At 47.6% G+C, this 17,480-nt stretch carries 15 protein-coding genes; all 15 read right to left on the reverse strand.

The window, feature by feature from the left end; genetic code table 11:
• Nucleotides 1-172 precede the first annotated feature (172 nt).
• The 15 genes from MKX40_RS27800 to MKX40_RS27870 all read right to left on the reverse strand — a co-directional run bounded on the left by MKX40_RS27800 (nt 173) and on the right by MKX40_RS27870 (nt 17,477).
• A complete protein-coding gene (locus MKX40_RS27800) occupies nt 173-931 on the reverse strand; it encodes a WecB/TagA/CpsF family glycosyltransferase (protein ID WP_339238173.1) in 759 nt (252 codons plus the stop codon).
• 7 nt (nt 932-938) lie between these two features.
• Nucleotides 939-2,120: a polysaccharide pyruvyl transferase CsaB gene (csaB, locus tag MKX40_RS27805; protein WP_339238175.1), complete on the reverse strand. Its 1,182-nt coding sequence runs from the start codon at nt 2,118-2,120 to the stop codon at nt 939-941.
• The gene (locus MKX40_RS27810; RefSeq protein ID WP_339238177.1) at nt 2,096-4,117 is read right to left on the reverse strand and encodes a DUF5693 family protein; all 2,022 of its coding nucleotides are present in this window, start codon (nt 4,115-4,117) and stop codon (nt 2,096-2,098) included. Before MKX40_RS27810 ends, csaB begins: the two co-directional genes overlap by 25 nt.
• Nucleotides 4,118-4,333: 216 nt before the next feature.
• Nucleotides 4,334-6,055: a phospho-sugar mutase gene (locus tag MKX40_RS27815; RefSeq protein ID WP_339238179.1), complete on the reverse strand. Its 1,722-nt coding sequence runs from the start codon at nt 6,053-6,055 to the stop codon at nt 4,334-4,336.
• Between the two features lie 111 nt (nt 6,056-6,166).
• The gene (gene fabZ, locus MKX40_RS27820) at nt 6,167-6,598 is read right to left on the reverse strand and encodes a 3-hydroxyacyl-ACP dehydratase FabZ (RefSeq protein ID WP_145324406.1); all 432 of its coding nucleotides are present in this window, start codon (nt 6,596-6,598) and stop codon (nt 6,167-6,169) included.
• A 480-nt stretch (nt 6,599-7,078) separates the two neighbouring features.
• A complete protein-coding gene (locus tag MKX40_RS27825) occupies nt 7,079-7,303 on the reverse strand; it encodes a DNA-directed RNA polymerase subunit beta (protein ID WP_210109216.1) in 225 nt (74 codons plus the stop codon).
• Nucleotides 7,304-7,315: 12 nt separating this feature from the next.
• The gene (locus tag MKX40_RS27830) at nt 7,316-8,155 is read right to left on the reverse strand and encodes a flagellar hook-basal body protein (RefSeq protein ID WP_339238184.1); all 840 of its coding nucleotides are present in this window, start codon (nt 8,153-8,155) and stop codon (nt 7,316-7,318) included.
• Between the two features lie 534 nt (nt 8,156-8,689).
• Nucleotides 8,690-9,574: a flagellar hook-basal body protein gene (locus MKX40_RS27835; protein ID WP_339238186.1), complete on the reverse strand. Its 885-nt coding sequence runs from the start codon at nt 9,572-9,574 to the stop codon at nt 8,690-8,692.
• Nucleotides 9,575-9,676: 102 nt separating this feature from the next.
• Nucleotides 9,677-10,675 (reverse strand): rod shape-determining protein, encoded by a 999-nt coding sequence (locus tag MKX40_RS27840; protein WP_253441322.1) that lies wholly within the window; start codon nt 10,673-10,675, stop codon nt 9,677-9,679.
• Nucleotides 10,676-10,894: 219 nt separating this feature from the next.
• Nucleotides 10,895-11,182, reverse strand: a complete 288-nt coding sequence (gene spoIIID / locus MKX40_RS27845) for a sporulation transcriptional regulator SpoIIID (RefSeq protein ID WP_024632710.1) — start codon at nt 11,180-11,182, stop codon at nt 10,895-10,897.
• A gap of 170 nt (nt 11,183-11,352) precedes the next feature.
• Nucleotides 11,353-12,093: a M23 family metallopeptidase gene (locus MKX40_RS27850; protein ID WP_253441323.1), complete on the reverse strand. Its 741-nt coding sequence runs from the start codon at nt 12,091-12,093 to the stop codon at nt 11,353-11,355.
• A gap of 433 nt (nt 12,094-12,526) precedes the next feature.
• Nucleotides 12,527-13,867: a stage II sporulation protein D gene (gene spoIID, locus MKX40_RS27855; protein WP_339238191.1), complete on the reverse strand. Its 1,341-nt coding sequence runs from the start codon at nt 13,865-13,867 to the stop codon at nt 12,527-12,529.
• 470 nt (nt 13,868-14,337) lie between these two features.
• Complete coding sequence (murA, locus tag MKX40_RS27860) at nt 14,338-15,684, reverse strand: UDP-N-acetylglucosamine 1-carboxyvinyltransferase (RefSeq protein ID WP_278299125.1); 1,347 nt, start codon at nt 15,682-15,684, stop codon at nt 14,338-14,340.
• Nucleotides 15,685-16,206: 522 nt separating this feature from the next.
• Entirely contained in the window at nt 16,207-16,464 is a 258-nt protein-coding gene (locus MKX40_RS27865) for a DUF1146 family protein (RefSeq protein WP_124116534.1), read from the reverse strand.
• A gap of 608 nt (nt 16,465-17,072) precedes the next feature.
• Nucleotides 17,073-17,477, reverse strand: coding sequence for a F0F1 ATP synthase subunit epsilon (locus MKX40_RS27870; protein WP_062836965.1), 405 nt, complete (start codon nt 17,475-17,477; stop codon nt 17,073-17,075).
• Between the last annotated feature and the right edge of the window lie 3 nt (nt 17,478-17,480).

Consider the following 17,480-nt stretch of genomic DNA (forward strand, 5'->3'; position numbering starts at 1 on the left):
CAGGGATAACAGCGATCAAAAGGTTATTCTGACATCGAAGTGGCAACGTGCAACTTAAAGTTTCATTTGAGTGGCACACATGTAATCCGGAATGAATTATACGCCGATCCCACCCGAAAAGCTATCCTCAATTTCTAGCATAAACAAGCATTTATCTCTTAATTACCTGTTTTTAACGGGCTTTTGTCACGTTTTCTTTGTCACGCATCACCTTAACAGCGAATTTCGGAAGCGCAAGCATCCGGCCAGCCCGGCTTGGTTCACGCAATAAGCGATAGAACCACTCCAGTCTTAACTTTTGGAACAGCATAGGCGCACGTTTGGTTTTACCCGAAATCACATCAAAGCTGCCGCCAACGCCCATGGTTACGGGAACCTGCAGTGCATCTTTGTGTTTGTGAATCCAAGGTTCCTGTGTATCGGCCCCACGTGCTACAAACAACAGATCAGGTGAAGCTTCCCTAATAGAAGCAATAACCTGTTCATCCTCAGCCGGACCAAAATAACCGTCGCGATAACCCACAATACGAATCGCCGGATATTGCTGTTGTAACCGAACTGCCGTTTCTTGAATCACCTCAGGGGTGGAACCGAGTAAATATACACCCCATCGATAGTTTTCTCCAACACGCAGCAATTCATGTAAAAGCTCGAATCCCGGCACTCGCTCAGCTACTGGATCTCCACAATAGTTCGCCGCCCATACAACCCCTGTTCCATCAGGAACAATTAATTCCGCAGATTGCATGACTTCCATGATTGCGGGATTTTCCAGTGCAGCCATAACCATAATCGGGTTGGCTGTAATGACTTGATGTGGTTGCTTGGACAGCACAGCTTCCTGGAGAACCTTTACCGTTTCTTTCATCGTCAGTTTGGAAAAAGGAATGCCGTAGATCGAAACGGTAGGTATGGATCCGGTCTGACTCATCTTTATCTCATCCTTTGCGGCCTAAATAGTTAATAATCTGCTGTGCAGGCACTTTGGCTTCCTGCTTCAATTCGGTGATGCCATCTTCATGTTCCTTCAGCCACTGTGATCGTTGATCCAGCAATCCGACGACAGTCTTGGCGAGTTTGTCGCCATCGAGTGAGCTCGTATCCCCTGCTGGTTCACTATCCAGTCGAAGCAAGAATTGATCGATTTTCGGATCATACGAGATACCCACCGGTGGCACATATTGCGAAGCTGCATAGATCAGACTGTGCAGACGCATACCGATGACAAGATCACACTTGCTGACTTCCTCCAGCATAAGCTGAGGGTCGGTCAGATCCTGTGCGATGCTGATCTCACTGCCTTTACTGGTCACATCACCGAGCATTTCCATAAGGAATCGTGATGCCTGTTCATCTACTGGCAAATGGAATGGCAGAAAACGCAAGTGCACGGCTCTTTTGGAACACAGCTTTTTTAACCCAGCGGCAATAGCCGTTAGCTCTTTACGATCCGACTCCCAGAACCGAACCGATATGCCGATCACAGGAAGCTTGGTGTGTGCTCCAGATGCAGTTTCCACTCGATTCGCTTGAGGAGTATCATTTGCTGAAACTGCACCTGCTCCACTCTTAACTTTTGCTTCAGGTAATGGCAAGCCCATTACGGGGTCGGGTACAACATGGATCTGATTCCACTGTAGCCCGAGCCCACGTAGGTAATCTGCAGATTGTTCATCCCGAACGGATACATAGGTGCAGGCCTTAAAGACCGATTTGATCATCGGATTAAAAAATTTACGATTCACAGGACCAATTCCCTGTGCATAGATAAAGGTCGGCTTTTTCAACATCTGAGCCAGCTTAATCACACCCAGATAATAAGGAATGGATTTCAGTCCAGTTGCATCCTGCAATAGACTTCCTCCGCCACTGATTAACCCGTCGCTCTCCTTGAGTGCTTCACGGACTTCCTTCAATTTCATACGATTCACGGAGCGCACACCGTACATGGAGGTTGTCCACTCGGGGTCACCCGAGAGAACAATAGGTTCAATGGTGATGTTCGACCTTTGGCTTTCCTCTTCCAGTGCTGTCAAAATTGACTTTAGCACCGCTTCGTCTCCGCTATTGCGGAATCCGTAATACCCCGAGATGACTAACTTTTGAGAAGTGGTGACCATTTTTTCCAACATCCTTCCGCTACTTGCCACACACCCACAGCAATGATACCGAAGATTAAGCCAAGTCCCAATCCCATCACTCCACGAATGAGTGACAATACAGCCGGCGTATGGATATGCGCGAACGTATCCACCATGGACAATTGTCCAATCGCTGCAATAATGAGCACAAAGATGACTTTACGATATTTTAAAGCGGCGAACACGCCAACGATAAACAGCGGGTGTCCCAGCATAAATTCTTTGAATCTCGGACGTACACCGAACGTATCTTCCAGCGTAGTACGCAGGAACATCTCGAATGGTGTTACTGATCCCGAGTTGCCTGTACGGCTCAAGTAATAGTATCCAACAACGGCAGCAACGAGTGCCAATACAACCATTAACACATTAATTGGCATACGAAGCATTTCTTTAATTTTCTTAATAGAGAACGATCCAGAACCACGATAAAACACAATGTAGATCGCTACCAGTGCCATAGGTGCAAAGTGCAACAGACTTACGCCGCGGAACTGGTTAATCACCAGACTGTACGTAATGCTGTTAAGCAACGCAATGACAAATGGTACGGCCAGGAACGAAATAATTGACGTTCTTACATATAAAACTACAGTCTGTTTCAAACGACGACCCGCAGATGCGTCGGGTTGACGCTGTTGCTGATAGTTCACGGTACGAACGGCCAGCACCATCGCTATGGTCGGCGCCGCTATGGCCACAAGCAAGGCTATTCCTTGCTCCAGCAGCGTTGGTTTCAAGAGGAACAATCCTGCACTGCCCACCAAAGCAACCACAAATGCGATCAAGGTCAGTAGTGGGATAAAATAAGAAACCATAAGTGCAATCATCGCAATCGCACCAACGAGAGCAACCAGCTTGGCATAACGTTGAATCGACGAATCCTTCACTGTGAATGCTTCAGCTTGTCCGAGTTCGAAGCCATGCTTCGCCATACGTTCTATCGCATGACCCGGCTCACCCAGGCTGTTGATCAGATTCTCAATTGGATCTGTAATCATGGCCTTGGCTGTATTCCGACTTGGCGATGCATTCATATAAAGCATACGAATGTTGCGGTCTTTGGTTGCCAGTACAAAACGGTCAGCGATCGTGTCTACGTCCAGATTGGCATCGCCATCACTAAGCGAGTACAGACGCGTAACGTTGTAATCCGTTTTATAAGCAAGGGTCTGGAATCCAGACTGCGGTTTCTTCAAGTTCTCAATGGCTGCAAGACCAATATTGTGCTTGTTCAGCAACTGTGCGAATTGATCGAGACTTCTCATCTCTGCATTATCATTGTACCCTTTCACAGCATCACCATCAAACAAGATGCGCTTTACGCCATTCTCTTCGAAGAAGGTAAGCAAGCGCTCCATCGATTCCTGGCTGTATGGCACACTGTCTGAGATCCGCGGCAAAATGTAAAAACCTTTATCACGCAGCATCTTCACGGCAACCGGATCGGGCTGCAAAGGCTGCATGTTGGCATTCTCTGGAGGAGTCTGCAATATTAAGCCGCTACGACCTTCATATTCCCATGGTTGTACCGGAATCTGCCGATCAGCGAACGTTTGTTCAATAATAGGGGTATACGTCCGTGCGTTTTCCTCTGATGTAAATAACACATACGTGTAATTTGCGTTAGAAGGGATCACATCTTTGGTCAGGTTGGCGAGATCCTGGCCGTTGTATACCATCAGTCGGCGTGTCTTTCTCAGCTCGTCCAATGTACTTTCGAACACTGCCATCGTTGTTACGCCTGCGTCTTTTAGACGAGTCAATTGTTCATTCATGAAATCTTGCGGATGTGCCTGATACGCAGAGATATCCAGCAGACCCCGATAGTTGAAAACAAGCTCTACCTTTTTGGCAGAAGATTCTGTCTGCACCCGATCACTGATTACAGGGATGGACGCAACCAGACCGATAATAACGACGAGCCACAACCACTTCCGAGAAGCGTTATTCCAATAAAGCCATTTTTGACGCACTACATGTACCTCCTCAAGTGTTGGAACCAAATGCACGTTCAGCTCAAGTAATTCGTTCATTTAACATTCATACAATAGGTTACAAACAGCTTGTGTCAACAAGCCCTGATATATGCCAGTCTATCTACACTTTTATTTCAAAGAAAAACCCCTCCGCCAACCAACCTTACGGTGCGGAGAGGCCTTCTCATGTTCTTGCTCATTGTTGCATTCGTATTATTGTGCGTCTACACGCGACATTACGTTGGTCACCAGACGCTCGATCCGGCTTTCCGCATCTTCCAAACTCTCTCCACGAACGGCGAAGTATACTTTGATCTTCGGTTCTGTTCCTGAAGGACGCAAGCAGAACCATGAACCGTCTGCCAAAATGAACTTCAGTACGTTTTCCTTCGGAAGACCGTCCAGACCAAGGGAGTAGTCCAATACATCTTGTACAGCAATTCCCGCTACTTCTTGTGGCGGATTGGAACGCCAGTCCGTCATTTTGGCCTGAATCTGAGCTACGCCGTCTTTGCCTTTCAGCGTACGGGACTCCAGCTTCTCCAGGAAGTATCCGAATTGGTTGTACAGCTCTTGCAAGACATCATAGAGTGTCTTGCCTTGACTCTTATAATAAGCAGCAGCTTCAGCAATCAGCATCGAGGCAAGAACAGCATCCTTGTCGCGGGCATAGTTGCCTGAAAGGTAGCCATAACTCTCTTCATATCCGAACAAGAAGGTATGACTGCCTGTTGCTTCGAACTGGTTCATTTTTTCACCAATATATTTGAAGCCTGTCAGTGTGTTCATCACTTCTGCACCGTAATGTTCAGCAATAACAGCACCCATCTCACTAGTTACGATCGTTTTGACAACTGCGCCATTGCTTGGCAGTGTTCCTGTCTCTTGTAGGCGACTCAGCAGATAATGTACCATAATGGCACCAGACTGGTTACCAGACAAGACGAAATATTTGCCATCGTTGTCTTTCACGACAGCACCCATACGGTCTGCATCTGGATCTGTTCCGATCAAAATGTCAGCGCCCACGGATTCTCCCAGCTTCATTGCAAGCGTAAACGCTTCGCGTTCTTCCGGGTTGGGGGATTTCACAGTAGAGAACTCAGCATCTGGCTGTTCTTGTTCGGCTACAATGTGCACCTGCTCGAATCCGATCTGCTCCAATACACGACGTACAGGGATGTTGCCTGTTCCGTGCAGCGGTGTGTATACAATTTTGAAATCACGACCAATGCCCGATTGGATCAGTTCGCGGCTCAGACTGCGGCTTGCTACGGTATCCACGAATGCCTGGTCTTGGTCTTCACCCAACCAGATCAGGAGCCCCTGCGCTTCTGCTTCTTCTTGCGTCAGCTTCTTCACGTCAGCAAGGGAAGGCACTTCCTGGATGTACTGAATGACTTTTTCCGCTTCAGCTGGTACCAATTGACCACCCTCATGATTGTAGACCTTGTATCCGTTGTATTCCGGTGGGTTATGGCTCGCTGTTACAACGATTCCGCCAGTAGCCTTCTGATTACGCACTGCAAATGACAACTCTGGAGTTGAACGCAGGGATGGGAACAGCTTGGCTACAATGCCGTTTCCAGCCAGTACAAGCGCAGCATCCAGTGTGAATTCAGGTGAGAAATGACGGGAATCATGAGCAATGACCACAGAAGGTTTGCCTTCTTGGTCACCATGCTGCTCAAGCAAATAACGCGCAAATCCTTGCGTCGCCCGACCTACGGTGTAACGGTTCATCCGGTTGCTTCCTGCACCAATGACCCCGCGTAATCCCCCTGTACCAAACTCCAGGTTTCTGTAAAAACGTTCTTCTAGCTCTTTCGGCTGATCCTGCAAGTCACGAAGCTCCTGTTTCGTTGCTTCATCAATCGAAGCATCCTCCAACCATTGCTGCAACGTCTCTGCTGCTGCTGTGCTTAACTGTTCCATTCCGATAAACCCCTTCCGTCTATATAAATTCAGGTGTGCTGAGTTACTTCAGCATCTTGCATCATTCGGCCCGTCTATGTTCCGAAATGATGTCAATGCTCACGTATGTAATCAGCTTGGGTCAGACAGTGCAAACATAATCTCGCCTTCAGCGACTACTTTATCGTCCACTCGGGCAGTTGCTTTACCTTTACCAATGGAACCCTTCAAACGTGTAATCTCCACTTCCAGGATCAACGTATCTCCGGGCACGACTTGTCCACGGAATCGGAAGTTATCCAGTCCCGCCAAAAAGCCAATTTTGCCTTTGTTGCCTTCCATATTCAGAATGGCTACTGCACCAACTTGAGCCAGCGCTTCAGTAATCAGTACACCCGGCATTACCGGATACTCCGGAAAATGACCAATGAAGAATGGTTCGTTAATGGTTACGTTCTTCAGACCAACGGCACGTTTGCCATCCTCAATCTCTAGAATCTTGTCCACCAGCAAAAACGGGGGACGGTGCGGGATGATTTCTTGAATCTGTTTAATATCGAGCACAGTGTAATCTCCTCTCGGGATGTTTATATGAGCGTTCTTCATCATGGATTGACTCTTAGGGCTAAGGTGGTCGTTACGGTTACGGATCGTCCCTCTGATCGCTGTTGTCTCCGAATTTTTTGATCAACCTCCGAGAGGTCAAAATTCGGTGACAAAGGCGAGCGCTTCGCTTCTTCTGAACGATTCCGTTCCCTCCACTTACTTCGGTGCTGCAAGGTCAACCCCCACATGACAAAGGCGAAGCTCATATAAAATGTTTTAATTTAAATTTTGTATGGAAAGCATATTTTCGGTTAACACTAGTTATATCCTTCATGACTGCAGTAGTGAAGGTTAAGATAAGGGGTCTCTCTTCGCGATGACGAATGTCTTTCGCAGGGGAGGCCTCTTTTGACGTCAAACGTCATCCATCATTATACTGTTTTCAACGTCAAAAAGAAAACTCCTGCCTGCGCAGGAGTTTTCGCTTAACTCGTTACATTATGGAGCGAACACTAGATTATATACATGTTCCCATGTACTCCATTGCCATACGGAACCGATATCCTGTTTGCCCAGTACCACATATCCAGCTACCATTCCGCCAGCGAGGGCAAGAACAAGCAGGGCCGGGACCAGGAACCATCTAGCGATGCGCCATCCACTCTTCTTCTTCTTGACTTCCTTTTTCTCTGGCTTACTGTTCTGCTGCTGTGTTTCTGTCATCACATTCACCTTTTATGCTCTCATATTGTTGGCGAGACCCAACATGGAATCACTTGAAGTTAGTGCCTTGGCCGCCAGTTGATATGTCCGCTGTCCTTGCATAAGCAGAGTCATCTCCTGTGTCATATCCACATTGGATTGCTCCAGAAATCCTGGACGGATTAAGGCAGCTGCTTGACGTGTAGCTGCATTCGCGCCAAATACATCATCCTCGGTTAATCCCGCATCCAGGCCGAACAGGTTATCCGCATATTGTACCAGACCTTCAGGGCGTTCAATGTCTACCACTTGCAGTTGTGCCCCAATGATTGCGTTCGCCTCATTACCGCGTCGGATTAACAGGTTGCCATTTTCATCAAAAGCAACTTTGCTATTATTCGGTGCCGTAATGCGATTACCTTGACGATCCAGAGCAAAGTGGCCTTCACCATTGACCATCACCATCATATCTGGTGCATTTGGATTGGCTTTTGGTCTTGTATCCGGTACAAAATGAAATGCACCCTGACGTGTCCACATTTTCTCCCCGTTCGCTTCAACTGCAAACATGGCATTTCCTTCAATGGCCAGATCAGTCGGAAGACCGGTCTCGTTCAAGGGGCCTTGAGACATATCCTTCGTCACATCCGCCAAACGAGCACCAAAACCGAGGTTATATCCCATCGGTGTGGAGCGTCCATCCAGTTTGTACTTGTCCGGTTGTTGTTGCACCCGGGTCAGCACATCCTCGAAGGCCGCTTGCTTGCTCTTATAGCCTGCCGTATTCACGTTGGCAATATTATCGGCAATGACATCCAATCGTTGCTGTATGGCAGTCATGGAAACCTTGGCACTAATCATCGAATTATTCATCGGTGGTTTACCCTCCCCTTGTGTCCTGTCCACCCTCCCAAACCCTCCCTAGTAGGGGGGGCCCCAGATGGCGCTGCCCTCTGGACTCCCGAAACAGGCGGATTAGGTAAGTGGGGTACGATCTTGCTAAGTGACGGTGGTGTGTGTTCGCCGCGACTGCCGGGTTATGATTCTCGCCATAGTTTCACATGGCTGAATCATAGCCCGGCACGCTCTTTATGCGGCGTGGTAGCTCCGCGTGGTCTCTTCCCTGCTTTGCTTCGCAAAGGGCTGTCGAGACCGTCGCTTCGCTCAGGTACTTCTACGCATTCCTCGCATAAGCTCAGCTGCGTCTTGGCTCTCGCGCTACGCGTGGTCTCTTCCCTGCTTTGCTCCGCAAAGGGCTGTCGAGACCGTCGCTTCGCTCAAGTAATGCCACGCATTCCTCGCATAGGCTCGGCTGCGTTTTGGCTCTTCGCTTCGCGTGAGCCTCTCTGCTTTGCTGCGCAAAGAGCGTTTGCCTCTCCGCTGCGCGGTTATATTTAAACGTCGGCGTTATACACGCCCGACTTCATTGACGGCTTTATCCAAACTGCGGTCGTAGAACTGTACGACCTTCTGATTCGCTTCATACGCCCGGAATGCGGCGTTCATATCGACTGTTGCCTGTGAAGCATCAACATTGGAGCCTTCCAGATAACCCTGACGGATCTGCACATTATCACCAGCAGCCATCATCCGGGCAGTTGCCCCATTTTCATCACTGAGACTGAAATTGCCATCACCTTGACGAACCAGTTGATTCGGCTGGTCAATGACACTAATGCCGAGAGTAACCCCTGTCGGTGCACCGGTTGCTGCATCCACCAAACGACCTTGCTCATCCACTTTAAATTGCTCTACGGAACCTGTCAACACTACAGGTTGTCCATTATTATCCAACACTTGTGAACCTGTTGAGCTCAGCAGTTGTCCCGTTCCTGTAATCTCGAAGTGACCATCACGTGTATAACCGGTGTTACCTTCTGCATCCTGAACTGTAAAATACGCCTGAGGCTGATAAGTTACCGTGCCATCGGCCCGTACAAATTTGCCTGATGCATCAAAAGGGACAGGTTGTCCAGTCTGCGGATCATTGACCGTTATATTGGATGAAATGGAAAAATCATTTTTCTGCCCCGTCTCCATAATGGTCCCCTGCAAATTCATGGACAAACTCTCTTCCGCGAACACCCCCGTGTTCAGCTTGCCCAGCCGCTTTGTCGGGAGATTTGCATCTCCGCCTACCAAGGTAATGAGCATTTCCGGGAAGGAACGGCTTACGCTGTTGACCTGTTTATATCCCGTGGTGTTCATATTTACGATATTCTGTGTTGCTGTGTCATGGCGGCGTTGTTGCGTAATCATCCCCGCAGTAGCGGTGTACAGACCTCTTAACATGTATTAACCCCTCTCCTCAAGCGCTTGCACTGCATCGCAGGTTGGCTGCTTGTCCGTTCTGCTTTCCGAGCATGGCGAACCTTTGCTTTTTATATCGGCAGATTAGAACTTTTTCTTAACCACCTGATCCAAATTATTAAGCATAATGCCTGTCCCCTTGACGACACAGTGCATTGGATCTTCCGCAACCCACACCGGTACATGCAATTCATTGGACAAAAGCTCGTCCAGTCCGTTCAGCAATGCACCTCCACCTGTCAATACAACACCACGATCGATAATGTCCGCTGACAATTCAGGCGGTGTACGTTCCAATACCGACTTCGCTGCTACGATGATGGATTGCACAGAATCCCAGAGAGCTTCCTGTACTTCATTTCCCGATACCGTTACGGTAACAGGCAGACCGGATACCATATCGCGTCCGCGAATATCCATCTCGGTTTGACGTCCACCCGGATGTACTGAACCAATCGCAATTTTGATATCTTCCGCGGTCCGTTCACCGATCATAAGCTTGTACTTGGCTTTGATAAACTTGATAATAGCTTCGTCGAACTTGTCCCCTGCGACTTTAATAGAAGAGGCGGTGACCACGTCGCCCATAGACAGGACTGCAACGTCAGTCGTACCGCCGCCGATATCCACGACCATATTGCCGCTCGGCTGAAAAATATCCATTCCCGCACCGATCGCTGCAGCTTTCGGCTCTTCTTCCAGAAACACTTCTTTGGCACCGCTGCGTTCTGCCGCCTCGCGGATGGCCTTCTGTTCCACGGAAGTAATGTTCGTTGGTGCACAGATCAAAATTCGAGGGTGGCTGTACCAGCTTCTTGCACCCACACGATTAATGAAATGTCTGAGCATCGCTTCCGTAATCTCGAAGTCCGCAATAACGCCGTCACGCAGCGGTCTAATGGCAACAATGTTACCTGGAGTACGCCCCACCATACGACGCGCTTCTTCCCCAACAGCAAGGACACGCTTCGTATCTCTTTCAATGGTCACGACGGAAGGTTCATCGAGGACAACCCCACTTCCTTTCACGTGAATAAGCACGTTTGCCGTGCCAAGATCAATACCGATATCCTTGCTAAACATAAAAGAGCCCCCAAAGTGATATTATTTGGTCAGCGTATCCTGTGAAAAAGAGTCCCTTATCACGTCACCGCTCGTTCGACAAAGTGCAACATATATATGTAAAAATCGGGCTGATAAGATGTCATAATTCGATCCTGTACCAGCTTTTAACATATCATACTTCAGGGGAGGGATTCAATGCATGTGTGAGCTTTTTGACCTACGTCTTTGTGCAGATGCTTACGATTTGGCGGAAGCCAACACCTCACGTTTCTTGCCACTCGTTTTTTTGTATTTAATTTTGGTCGCTTCACCGCCCCGCAAATGGCGGATTGATTTGTGATACTCCAAAATGTGTTTCACCTGGTCAGCAAGATCAGGGTTGATTTCCGGCAGACGCTCCGTCAGATCCTTATGCACAGTACTCTTTGACACGCCGAATTCTTTGGCTATGGTACGGACCGTATTCCTCGTCTCAACAATGCAGCGACCAATTTTGATGGTCCGTTCCTTGATGTAATCGTGCACGCTCCCGCCTCCCTACTGTGTGGATAGTTTGGTACATTATATGAGGAGCATGCCTATATATTCGCGGTTTAGAGGTGTGACAAGCTTCGAAGGTCCCATTATTTTCTGAAAAGCACAAAAAGAGCAGAGGTTGAACCCTCTGCCCATCATGTTGCTGCGGTAAAAATCATTTATTTTTCCGGAAGATATCCTTGCGGGTTAACCGGCTGTCCATCTTCGTACACTTCAAAGTGAAGGTGGTTGCCAAGCGTTTTACCCAATTCATTGACACCAGCAGATGCAATCGCATCTCCCTGTTTCACTTCGTCGTCCTGTTTCACTTTGACGTCTGCCAAGCTTTGGTATACCGTTTTCAGGTTATCACTGTGTGTGATTTCCACAACTTGACCTGTGAGCGGATTTTGTTCAACCCGGGTAACTTTACCGGCAAGCGCTGCTTTGACTTCAAACGTTTTGTTATCCCCACGTGCCAGATCCACACCCGTGTTCGGGATGAATGTATCATTGTACTGCACCATTGCCGCTTCATGTTCCTCGGTTGAAGCTTCGCTATCATAGAAAGGTTTTACTACCGAAATTTCGGACGGTACCGCTACCGGCCATACAAAATTCTCCGACTTGGCAACAACTTCCACACTTTCTTCTTCTCCGCCTGCTGCTGTTCCTTCTGTACCCGCCGATGCACCTGTTTCTACTACCCCGCTAGCAGAGTCCGGGTTCATAGCTTTGTCGCCTGTTCCCTGATAGACCCACACTAAGGTTAGTATAATGCCTGCTGCTGCGATGTAGGCTGCCGGGAAGACCCAGCGTTTGGACATTGCTCTTTTCCATGAAGAGGGCTGGCTAGCCGGTACTCCTTGAGTTGTTTTAGGAGTTTCTTCTTGGACTGTTTTTTTGTTTTGTTCATTCATCTTGATCACCTCAGTAACAAGTGTTACCGGGTGCAACTCTTTTATACACGCGCGACTCTAATTATTTTCACGGAGGTTTCAGAGAGTGCTATATATATTAGAGATGAGTGTTAGTTCGTGCACCGCTTCGGGGCCAGAAAGCCTTTCGACCGCTGGTTACTACCGGATTTCTTCTATCACCTTCCTTCAAAAGTGAAATCCAGTAGTAAAGGCGGACACTTCGTTTCTTCAGGTCTTTTCTGTCCCCTGCGCTCTCCATACGTTAGCACTCTCCGCATATATAGCCAAGTCTTAAAACCTCCGGAAAGGGCGGTTGGTAGACTGGTCTGGATTGGCTGTAGAGACCAATCCTTCTATGAAGTGCATTTATCGGCTAAAGGCGAAGTGATATAGGATGTGACTGGATAATATAGTTTAAAGCGCCTGGGTTCTCCTACTTCGATGCAAGCATCTTGGATGCCTGTCCGAATGAGATGCCAGTATAGTAGTGCTTGAGAATCTGGGTGGCCGTGTGTCCCTCCTGCGCCATGCCGTTTGCTCCCCATTGGCTCATGCCAACACCATGCCCGTATCCATACGTTGTAATCTGGACCTCATCACCTGTGGTCTTCCAACTGAACTGGCTAGATCTTAATCCAAGTAGCTTGCGCACCTCTGGACCACTGAAGGTTTCACCTGCAATCTGCATTTCCTTAATCCGATGTCCTTTGGTTGTAGACAATACCTCCATCCACGACCCACTCTTCTGGGTGGTAACCGGAATGGCATCCAGGTTCAGCTTCTGCAAAATCTCGTTACGTTTCATGGTAACGGTCTGTTTGTAGCCTGGGGCAAGGGTTTTGTCCCATGGACTGTCCACACTTTGCAGATACGGTACAGCGTTACCCCACACATCCTCCGCATTCTCGGTATACCCATTACTTGTGGAAAAAAAGGATGCGGTGATCGCCTTGCCCTGATATGTCATCACCGTATCTCGACTTTCGCGCACAGCCTGTTGCAGCTTCTCCCATTCCTTCGCCTTCCCTAGGCGAGTCCAATCTGCTTTTACCTGATCTGGCGGAATAAACACCTGATGGCTGACCGTATCCGTCACATCCGCCGCACCCGATGGAACACCGCTTGTATCACTAGCAGCAAGCCTTCGCACGATAAACGTGCGAGCCGCTATCGCCTGCGCCTTTAACGCCTCCAGCCTGAATTCCGCCGGCATCTCAGCAGCCACAACCCCCGTAACATAGTCTTCCAGCAGCAGATTCATCGTTGTGCCCGTTGCAGACAGGTATACGCGTACCTGGGGTTCTGGATAGGTAACAGGAACTGCTGGCACAGGAGCTGGAGTTTTTGTACTGCTGGCATCTGTTGGAGCAGGGATCGGCTTGGGTGATTCGGTTGTCCGTGGCCATACCAGAATGACCGGAATCAGCAAAGCCATTGCCAATAAGGCAGATACAGCGGCAGCAGGTTGCCATCGTGTAGCGTTGCGTCCCCATCGGGGTTTTCGTCCGAATGTCCGCATTCGGCGACGCTTCACACGGCGGAATTGATCCAGCTCAATTACAGGTATATGAATATGCTCGGTTGCCTGCTGGTTCAGCTCATCTGTCGACACCCGTCCTGGGTTTGATAATCTTGCAGGCTGTGATGGAACAGTCCTCAGATTTAATGGGGCAGGCTTGTCTCTTTCCACTCCAGAAACGATATTCTCCTCCGGCTCTTGCATACCTGGACGAGGGATAAGGGGTACCTTTACCTGTACACGAGCTTCTTTCATTCGACTATAACCCTCCGTTGTCTATGGCCGGTCATGTGCCGGTCGTGTTGTTCAAATCCATAGTTTAGGTTATGACCTAGCTCGATCTGATAGAACCTGATTTAAGAGAAACGAGGTCCTTTTCCTTCCATTCACTCACCTGCTTTATTTTGCCGTGTATCTCTTACAAATGCTGATCTGTCGCCATAAATAGGTGTTTATCCGTAAACCAAATTCTTAAAAAAGGCGCTCTTTCATTTTGTTCAGACTGGGTACAGAATACGATGTTATGTTATATAAATTAGGACCAGCTATTAATAGAATCAGGTATCAAATTCCTCATCATCTTGTTAAAAGTAAACACAAAAAAAGCCAAGCCAGATGGCTTAGCTTTATCATTTTTTTTACAATATACGTTCCAACGCATTCATAAACCACACAAGCGTGTCGTTCATCATAGAGGGACCATATTTTCACTATACAACCCAGTGTTAAGCCAAAGTTGGTTGCACCTTAAACATCGGTACTTCTTTCTCCACTTTTTCACTAGGAGCTTTGGTTGCTTCCAGCTTAGGCTCATCAACCGAGATCCGATAGATGTCAGCGCCAAGTCCGTTAAGCTTCTCAGCCAGATGTACATAACCACGGTCGATGTGATGAACACCGCCCACTTCCGTTGTACCTTCAGCAACAAGACCTGCAATAATGAGTGCGGCACCCGCACGCAAATCGGTAGCCGTTACTTTGGCACCCTTCAGTTTGGCATTACCTGTGATGATGGACGAACGTCCTTCAACTTTGATCTCCGCATTCATCAATTGGAACTCATCCACATGCATGAATCGGTTTTCAAAAACAGTCTCTGTCACAACACTTGTTCCTTCAGATGCGAGCAAGAGTGCCATCATCTGGGATTGCATATCTGTCGGGAATCCTGGGTATGGTAATGTTTTCACATCCACAGCCTTAAGAGGACGATCTGCGATTACACGCACGCCATTCTCATCCGGTTGGATGGTTACACCCATCTCTTCAAGCTTCGCGATAACGGAGCCTAGGTGATCAGAGATTGCACCTTCAATGTACACGTCACCACCAGAAATTGCAGCAGCAGCCATGTACGTACCCGCTTCTACCCGATCCGGAATGACCGTGTGTGTAACGCCTGACAGTTTTTCCACACCTTCAATGCGGATGACTCCAGTACCAGCACCACGTACGATGGCACCCATTCCGTTCAGGAAATTGGCAAGATCCACAATCTCAGGTTCTTTGGCAGCATTCTCCAGAACAGTTACGCCTTCGGCCAATGTTGCAGCCATCATAATATTTTGAGTGGCACCTACAGAAGCCACATCCAGATAAATTTTCGCGCCACGTAACCGTCCTTGGCTACGAGCTTCGATATAACCTTGGCCCAAGCTGATCTCTGCGCCCATGGCTTCAAAACCTTTCAAATGCTGATCAATAGGCCGTGTACCGATGGCACATCCACCAGGAAGTGAGATTCTTGTATGACCCATTCGAGTCAACAGAGGCCCCATGACCAGGAAAGACGCCCGCATTTTACTTACCCATTCGTACGGGGCTTCACAGGAAGTAAGCTTCTCCGCATTTACGGTAATCACTTCGTCCCGGTATGTAACTCCCGCTCCCAGCGATTCCAACACCTTGTTAATCGTCATCACATCGTCTAGAGGAGGCGCGTCAATAATAACGCTTTGTCCTTCTTCCCCTAAGAGAGAGGCAGCGATGATCGGAAGAACAGAATTTTTAGCGCCGCTAACTTTGACACTTCCGGTCAACCTTTTGCCACCGCGGACGATAAATTTGCTCATCATGGTTCCCTCCGCGCTTTTATTCCCTTTTCTTCATTCCGGAATACGTAAGCCCCACTGTGTGTAGAAAGGACTGTTGCTGTGTGTGGAATTTCGACATATTCTGGCATATTGCCACAGATGTCTGTTCAGAAAAGAATTGGTTTTTATAATCCATATCAATGATACCATGTGCCGTGCTTCTTGCTATTCAGCATGTAAAATTAGTGTCTTACAAGCCAGCAGAGCATCAGAACAGACAGAGTGGGATGGTTATTAGCCGGCATGAACCGGATATCCCGTTTATAACTACAAAATAAGTGAACAATTGTGAATTCCCTAACTTCCATCATAACATTGTTGAATTGTACGATACAAGCATTTTTACATAAAACATCTCAAATTCATCCAATTTTACGTCACATTTTTTTCTTAATTTCTTTACCGACAACTCATACTCTAATTGTTAACACAATTAATCGATGTTATTCGACAATGAGCTCCTTCAAGGGCCTAACAGATGATTAACCAACCATCTCAACATTAAAACAAATTACGCAACATTTGAGTCCATGACAAGTAGTCAATGACAAAGCCAGCAACGGCATGCCCCAGAATGATGGCGAGCAACAAATGTAACAGTCTTCCCTGAGCACCTCGTGGTTGTCTGATGATTAAATCCAGTTTGAGATTCTGCAAAGCCCACCAAGACAACGCAATACATAAAAGGGAGACGATGATTGAGACCAAGCCATTGGTGCTTAACGCCTGGTTCACCTGATTCGTCAGATCAGTATCCATATATTCTTTACCTCCACATTTGTTGCAGCGATCAGCATATCATATGCCCGGCACCCATAACTTGTTAGTATACTGGAATGTCTTGAGCACAACATACTGAGCGCACTGTCAGATTTACTCCTGCCAGGCAGGAATCTCCTGATACCCAAAGAACGAGCAGCAACAATCGGGCTGTGCAAGACTATGGAATCTACTACGCAGCTTCCTGCTTCTGCTGACTCTATGGAATATAGGCTCTTTCATCATACATTGTCAATTACATTGATTTCCACTTCTCAAATATTTTAATTTTAAATTGCCGGGATTTTGTGACTAAAACGACATAAAAGAGCGCTATTTCGATATCGATTCTGTCATTTCCTCGGAAATAATTTTAATTTTCTCATGAAAAAAATGGTTCTCTTTGTGGTAAATACGCCCACTACTTTAGTCCTATATTCTATGCAATTCCTCATCATTGGTGAATATTTTGCTTAAAATACTTCTGTTTATTGAAGGGATATGATGAGATTTTGTGGTCAGCCATTTTGATATATTCGATAAAACAATTCTATCAGACAAACTCAAAAAAGCCCGGCAGACTAAGCCGCCGGGCTTCCAAGAATCGTTTATTTGCCAAAAACGTTAATCCGGTTAACCGCTTTTTGCAGCGCAATCTCTGCACGACGGTGATCAAAGTGGTCCTGATTGCTTTGGCTTGCAAGCCGACGTTCTGCCCGCTCTTTCGCCGCACGCGCACGGTCCACATCAATGTTTTCCGGGAATTCAGCACTCTCTGCGAGTACAACAACCTTATCTTTACGTACTTCGATAAACCCGCCACCGATAGCAACTTGTTTATTTTCTTTTCCGTTACGAATATAGATTGGTGCAATCTGCAAAGGTGTAACCATAGGAATATGACCAGGCAGTATGCCCAGTTCCCCTTCAATACCACGAGCCGTGATGCTATCCACTTGTTCTGAATACACCAGACGCTCAGGTGTTACAATCTCCAACAAAAAGGTGCTCAATTC

Source organism: Paenibacillus sp. FSL R5-0517 (genome assembly GCF_037974355.1).
GTDB lineage: Bacteria > Bacillota > Bacilli > Paenibacillales > Paenibacillaceae > Paenibacillus.